Annotated in this window: 5 protein-coding genes; all 5 read right to left on the bottom strand. The window is 68.0% G+C overall.

The window, feature by feature from the left end; translation table 11 throughout:
* Positions 1–1,492 (bottom strand): 2-oxoglutarate dehydrogenase complex dihydrolipoyllysine-residue succinyltransferase (gene odhB / locus ACLFOB_RS13775; RefSeq protein WP_410926448.1); only part of this gene is annotated, 1,492 nt, incomplete at its 3' end.
* 4 nt (positions 1,493–1,496) lie between these two features.
* Complete coding sequence (locus ACLFOB_RS13770; protein ID WP_410926447.1) at positions 1,497–4,457, bottom strand: 2-oxoglutarate dehydrogenase E1 component; 2,961 nt, start codon at positions 4,455–4,457, stop codon at positions 1,497–1,499.
* A gap of 58 nt (positions 4,458–4,515) precedes the next feature.
* Complete coding sequence (locus ACLFOB_RS13765) at positions 4,516–5,043, bottom strand: DUF805 domain-containing protein (protein WP_410917892.1); 528 nt, start codon at positions 5,041–5,043, stop codon at positions 4,516–4,518.
* Positions 5,040–5,567, bottom strand: a complete 528-nt coding sequence (locus tag ACLFOB_RS13760; protein ID WP_410917893.1) for a DUF805 domain-containing protein — start codon at positions 5,565–5,567, stop codon at positions 5,040–5,042. Before ACLFOB_RS13760 ends, ACLFOB_RS13765 begins: the two co-directional genes overlap by 4 nt.
* A 28-nt stretch (positions 5,568–5,595) precedes the next feature.
* On the bottom strand, positions 5,596–6,393 hold a 798-nt coding region (sucD, locus tag ACLFOB_RS13755; protein ID WP_410926446.1), incomplete at its 5' end, for a succinate--CoA ligase subunit alpha.

The following is a 6,393-nucleotide window of genomic DNA, read 5'->3' as shown; positions in this document are numbered from 1 at the left end:
CCTTGCCGTCGACGATGCGGTGATCGTAGCTGAGCGCCAGATACATCATCGGGCGGATCGTGATTTCGCCCTTCACCACCACGGGGCGGTCCTGGATCTTGTGCATGCCGAGGATGCCCGACTGCGGCGGGTTGAGGATCGGCGAGGACATCAGCGAGCCGTAGACGCCGCCGTTGGAGATGGTGAAGGTGCCGCCCTGCATCTCTGCCATGGATAGCTTGCCGTCACGGGCGCGCTTGGCCTTCTCGGCCATCTCCTTTTCCAGCGCGGCGAAGGACTTGGCGTCCGCGTCGCGGATCACCGGCACCACCAGGCCCTGCGGCGTGCCGGTGGCGATGCCCATGTGCACGAAGTTCTTGTAGACGATGTCCGTGCCGTCGATCTCGGCGTTGACCTCGGGCACTTCCTTGAGCGCATGGGCGCAGGCCTTGGTGAAGAAGGACATGAAGCCCAGGCGCACGCCATGCTTCTTCTCGAAGAGGTCCTTGTACTCGCTGCGCAGGTCCATCACCGCCTTCATGTCCACCTCGTTGTAGGTGGTCAGCATGGCGGCGGTGTTCTGCGCGTCCTTCAGCCGGCGCGCGATGGTCTGGCGCAGGCGGGTCATCCTGACCCGTTCCTCGCGGCTGGCGTCCTCGGCCGGGACGGGCGCGCGCGGCGCGGGTGCGGCGGCGGGTTCGGGCGCGGGGGCCTTCGCGGCGGTGCCGGCGGCCACGGCCCTGGCCACGTCCTCCTTCATCACGCGGCCGTCGCGGCCCGAGGCCTGCACCTGGTCGCGGGAGAGGCCGGCCTCTGCCATGGCCTTCCTGGCCGCGGGGGCATCCTCGACGTCGCCGCGGCCGCTGTCGCGGGCGGGCGCCTGGGGCGTCGGCCCTGTCCCGGTGTCTTCCGTCGCTGCCGCCTTCGCAGGTGCCGCCCCTTCGCCGCTCTTCAGAACGGCGAGCTTGCCGCCCGCCTCGACCGTCGCGCCCTCGTCGGCGAGGATCTCGGCCAGCATTCCCGCGGCGGGGGCAGGCACCTCGACCGAGACCTTGTCGGTCTCCAGTTCGCAGAGCATCTCGTCGGCCTGGACGGTGTCGCCCACCGCCTTGAACCAGGTCGAGACGGTGGCCTCGCTCACGCTCTCGCCGAGGGCGGGGACCATCACGTCCACCTCCGCCCCGCCCGAGGGCGCCTTGCCCTCGGAGGGCCTGGGCGTGGCGCCCGCCTTCTCGGCGGAGGGGCGGGGCTCGAGCGTGGCGGAGCCGGCCTCGCCGGCCTCGGCGATGTTGGCAAGGAGCGCGTCCACCCCCACGGTCACGCCCTCCTCGGCCACGATGTCGGCCAGCACGCCGGCGGCGGGCGCCGGCACCTCGACCGTGACCTTGTCGGTCTCCAGTTCGCAGAGCATCTCGTCCTCGGCGATGCTGTCGCCCGGCTTCTTGAACCAGGTGGCGACGGTTGCCTCGCTGACGCTTTCGCCCAGGGCGGGCACGCGGACTTCGACAGTCATCTCGTTATCCTTCGATCGTAAGCGCCTGATCGACCAGCGCTTCCTGTTGTTGCTTGTGTATCGAGGCAAGGCCCGTGGCGGGCGAGGCCGAAGCGGGGCGGCCCACATAGCGCGGGCGCGGATGCTGGGCCCCGATGCGGCCCAGCACCCATTCGAGGTTGGGCTCCATGAAGGTCCAGGCGCCCTGGTTCTTGGGCTCTTCCTGGCACCAGATCATCTCTGCGGTCTTGAAGCGTTCCAGTTCCTTGACCACCGAATGGGCGGGGAAGGGATAGAACTGTTCGACGCGCAGCAGATAGACATCGTCGATCCCGCGGCGGTCGCGCTCTTCCAGAAGGTCGAAATAGACCTTGCCCGCGCACATCACGACGCGGCGGATCTCGGCGTCGGGCTTGAGCTGTGTCTCCGAATGGCCCTTTTCGGCATCGTCCCAGAGCACGCGGTGGAAGGAGGAGCCGGTCAGGAAATCCTCCCTGTCCGAGATCGCGAGCTTGTGGCGCAGCAGCGACTTGGGCGTCATCAGGATCAGCGGCTTGCGGAAGCTGCGGTGGATCTGACGGCGCAGGATGTGGAAGTAGTTGGCCGGCGTGGTGCAGTTGGCGACGATCCAGTTGTCCTGCCCGCATTGTTGCAGGAACCGCTCCAGCCGGGCGGAGCTGTGCTCGGGTCCCTGGCCCTCGTAGCCATGCGGCAGCAGGCAGACGAGGCCCGACATGCGCAGCCATTTCGATTCGCCCGAACTGATGAACTGGTCGAACATGATCTGCCCGCCGTTGGCGAAATCGCCGAACTGCGCCTCCCACATCACCAGCGCGTTGGGCTCGGCCAGGCTGTAGCCGTATTCGAAGCCCAGCACGGCGTATTCCGAGAGCATCGAGTCGATCGCCTCGTAACGCGCCTGTCCCTCGCGGATGCTGTTGAGCGGCAAGTGCCGCTCTTCGGTGTTCTGGTCGACGAAGGCGGAATGGCGCTGGGAAAAGGTGCCGCGGATCGAATCCTGCCCCGATAGCCGCACCGGATAGCCCTCGGTCAGCAGCGAGCCGAAAGCCAGCGCCTCGGCGGTCGCCCAGTCGAAGCCTCGGCCCGTCTCGAACATCCTGGCGCGCGCCTCGATCAGCCGGCCCACCGTCTTGTGCAGGTTGAAGCCGTCCGGCACGCGGGTCAGCGCGGTGCCCACCTCGCGCAGCGTGTCCTCGCCGATCGCGGTCTCGCCGCGCTGGTAGTTCTCTCCCTCGCGGTCGAGATGGCTCCAGCGTCCGTCGAGCCAGTCGGCCTTGTTGGGCTTGTAGGTCTTGCCGGCCTCGAACTCGTCGTTGAGGAAGGACTGGAACTGCGCCTTCATGTCCTCGACCTCTCCCTCGGGGATCAGGTCGTCGCGCACAAGCCGCTCGGTGTAGAGGCTGAGCGTGGTCTTGTGGCTCTTGATCGCCTTGTACATCAGCGGGTTGGTGAACATGGGCTCGTCGCCCTCGTTGTGGCCGAACCGCCGGTAGCAGAAGATGTCGATCACCACGTCGCGGCCGAACTTCTGGCGGAACTCGGTGGCCACCTTGGCGGCGTGCACCACCGCCTCGGGGTCGTCCCCGTTGACGTGGAAGATCGGCGCCTCGACCATCAGCGCGATGTCGGTCGGATAGGGGCTCGAGCGGCTGAAGTGCGGCGCGGTGGTAAAGCCGATCTGGTTGTTGACGATCAGGTGGATGGTGCCGCCCGTGCGGTGCCCCTTGAGCCCCGACAGACCGAAGCATTCGGCCACCACGCCCTGTCCGGCAAAGGCCGCGTCGCCGTGCAGCAGCACCGGCAGGACCGCGCGGCGTTCCTCGTCATGGTGCTGGTCCTGCTTCGCGCGCGCCTTGCCCAGAACGACCGGATTGACCGCCTCCAGATGGCTGGGGTTGGCGGTCAGCGACAGGTGAACAGAGTTGCCGTCGAACTCGCGGTCGCTGGAGGCGCCGAGGTGGTATTTCACGTCGCCCGAGCCGTCCACCTCCTCGGGCTTGAAGCTGCCGCCCTGGAACTCGTTGAAGATCGCGCGGTAGGGCTTGCCCATCACGTTGGCCAGCACCGAGAGCCGACCGCGGTGCGGCATGCCGATCACGATCTCCTTCACGCCCAGCGCGCCGCCGCGCTTGATGATCTGCTCCATCGCGGGGATCAGGCTTTCGCCGCCGTCGAGACCGAAGCGCTTGGTGCCCATGTACTTGACGTGAAGGAACTTCTCGAAGCCCTCGGCCTCGACCATCTTCTTGAGGATCGCCCGCCGCCCCTCGCGGGTGAACTTCACCTCCTTGCCGTATCCCTCGATCCGCTCCTTGAGCCACGCCGACTGTTCGGGATCGGAGATGTGCATGTACTGCAGCGCGAAGGTGCCGCAGTAGGTGCGCTTCACCAGATCGACGATCTGGCGCATCGAGGCGATCTCGAGCCCCAGGACGTTATCGATGAAGATCGGCCGGTCCATGTCGGCCTCGGTGAAGCCGTAGGATCTGGGATCCAGCTCGGGATGGGCGGCCTGCTGGCGCAGGCCCAGCGGGTCGAGATCGGCGGCAAGATGGCCGCGGATCCGGTAGGCGCGGATCAGCATGAGCGCCCGGACAGAATCGAGCACCGCGCGCTTGACCTGCTCGTCCGTCACATTGACGCCGCGCGCCTCGGCCTTGTCGCGGATCTTCTCGCCGGCGGCCCTGGCCTCGGGTGCCACCTCCGGCCACTGCAAGTCCAGCGCATGGGTGATCTCGTCCGCGGGCTGGGGCGGCCAGTCGCGCCGCGCCCAGGACGGCCCCTGCGCCTCGCGCCGCACCTCCTGTTCGGGGTCGCCCAGCTCGCGGAAGAAGGCGGCCCAGGCCTCGTCCACGGCAGAGGGATCCGCGGCATAGCGGGCGTAGAGCTGTTCCAGGTATTCGGCGTTGTGCCCCTGCATGAAGCTCGAGGCCTTGAAGATGTCGTTCGGGCTCTGCTCGGTCATGGGAGTATCTCCGGGTTGGGGGCCGCGCGGGTCACGGACGGAAGGGGCAGGGCGGGGATCATGCGGGGCGTCGCGCAGGCGGCGGGCCGAAGCGGTTGGTGCGCGGCTCGCCGGGCCGGGTGAGCCACCAGATCACCAGCAGCGGCGACACGAAGAGCACGAGCGAGGCAAGGCCCAGAACCAGCATCGTCAGATCGCTGAATATCCCTCCCGGCCCGCCGGTCAAGAGCGGGTCGAGCCCCTGGGCAAAGGCCGCGAAGCTGCCGATGCCGATCATCACGATCAGGGGATAGAGAAGATGCAGGCCCGAGCGCCCGCTGTCGTGCATCCGCCGCCAGCCCGCCGCGAGCCAGGGCAGCAGCGTGGCAAGGGCGAAGCCGGGGGCAAGAACGCCCTCGTTGCGGTATTCGAACATGCCGGGGGCGACCTCGACCCGGACGCCGAAAAGCGCTGCATCGACAAGGCCCAGCACCATCCCGCCGCCAATCACGAAGAGCACGAACCACCAGTATTCCGGGCGCGAGGCGCGGCCCGAAAAGGTCGCGTAGTTGCGCAGGCAAGTGCGGACTGCCTCGGCAAAGCTCATGCACGCGCGCCTCCCCGCGGCCGGACCGGCGGCTCGGGACCGAAGGCGTTGCGCCCCTTCTGGGTGGGGCGGGTCAGCCACCACAGGATCAGCAGCGAGGCCACGATTTGCGCCACCGTCAGCAGCGCGACCAGCGCGAGGCCCGCGCCAAGGCCCGGCCCGATCGTCTCGGGGCCGCCCGCGGCAAGAAAGGCCGCCATCTCGAAGCCCAGCAGGAAGAGCACCGCGAAGGAGATCAGCATCGGGATCAGCAGATACCAGCCCGCCCGCCCGGTATCGTGCATCCGCCGCCAGCCCGCCGCCAGCAGCGGCAGGAACATGGCGAGGCTCCACAACGGACCGAAGACCTGCGTCTCGGGCGCGTCCTCGGTGCCGAAGCCGAAGAGCGCGCCGTCGATCAGGCTGGCCACCATGCCGCCGAGGACGACGAACAGGAAGAACCACCAGTATTCGGGCCGCCGCGCGCGGCCCGAGAAGGTGGCGTAGTTCGTCAGGCAGGTGCGGACCGCCTCTGTGAACCCCATGATGCGTGCCTCCTCCGTGGCACTTCCCTCAGCCGATGGCCTTGAGCACCGCCTCGCCCAGCCCCGCTGGACTGTCGGCGACGGTGATGCCGGCCGATTTCATCGCCTCGATCTTGTCCTCGGCGCCGCCCTTGCCGCCGGCGACGATGGCGCCCGCATGGCCCATGCGCCGCCCCGGAGGCGCCGTGCGGCCGGCGATGAAGCCCGCAGTGGGCTTCCAGCGGCCCTTCTTCTTCTCGGAGGCGAGGAACTCTGCCGCGTCCTCCTCGGCCGAGCCGCCGATCTCGCCGATCATGATGATCGCTTCCGTCTCGTCGTCTGCAAGGAACCACTCGAGCACGTCGATATGTTCCGTCCCCTTGATCGGATCGCCGCCGATGCCCACGCATGTGGACTGCCCCAGGCCCACATCGGTGGTCTGCTTCACCGCCTCGTAGGTCAGCGTGCCCGAGCGGCTGACCACGCCCACCTTGCCACGCTTGTGGATGTGGCCGGGCATGATGCCGATCTTGCAGGCGTCCGGCGTGATGACGCCGGGGCAGTTGGGGCCGATCAGCGTGGTTTGCGAGCCTTCCAGCGCGCGCTTGACCTTCATCATGTCGAGCACCGGGATGCCTTCGGTGATGCAGACCACCAGCGGGATTTCCGCGTCGATGGCCTCCAGGATCGAATCCGCCGCGAAGGGGGGCGGGACGTAGATCACCGAGGCATTGGCGCCGGTCCGCGCCACCGCCTCGTGGCAGGAATTGAACACCGGCAGGTCGAGATGGCTCTGCCCGCCTTTGCCGGGCGTCACGCCGCCCACCATCTTCGTGCCGTAGGCGAT

It is taken from the genome of Rhodosalinus sp. (assembly GCF_046542825.1).
Taxonomy (GTDB): Bacteria; Pseudomonadota; Alphaproteobacteria; order Rhodobacterales; family Rhodobacteraceae; genus Rhodosalinus.
Note: the sequence above shows the minus strand (reverse complement) of the source record. Positions and strands in the feature narration are given on the sequence as shown.

Excerpts from the sequence above, each read along its gene's own strand:
- ACLFOB_RS13770 (WP_410926447.1), bottom strand. The coding sequence starts at position 4,457 with ATGACCGAGCAGAGCCCGAACGACATCTTCAAGGCCTCGAGCTTCATG.
- ACLFOB_RS13765 (WP_410917892.1), bottom strand. The coding sequence starts at position 5,043 with ATGAGCTTTGCCGAGGCAGTCCGCACTTGCCTGCGCAACTACGCGACC.
- ACLFOB_RS13760 (WP_410917893.1), bottom strand. The coding sequence starts at position 5,567 with ATGGGGTTCACAGAGGCGGTCCGCACCTGCCTGACGAACTACGCCACC.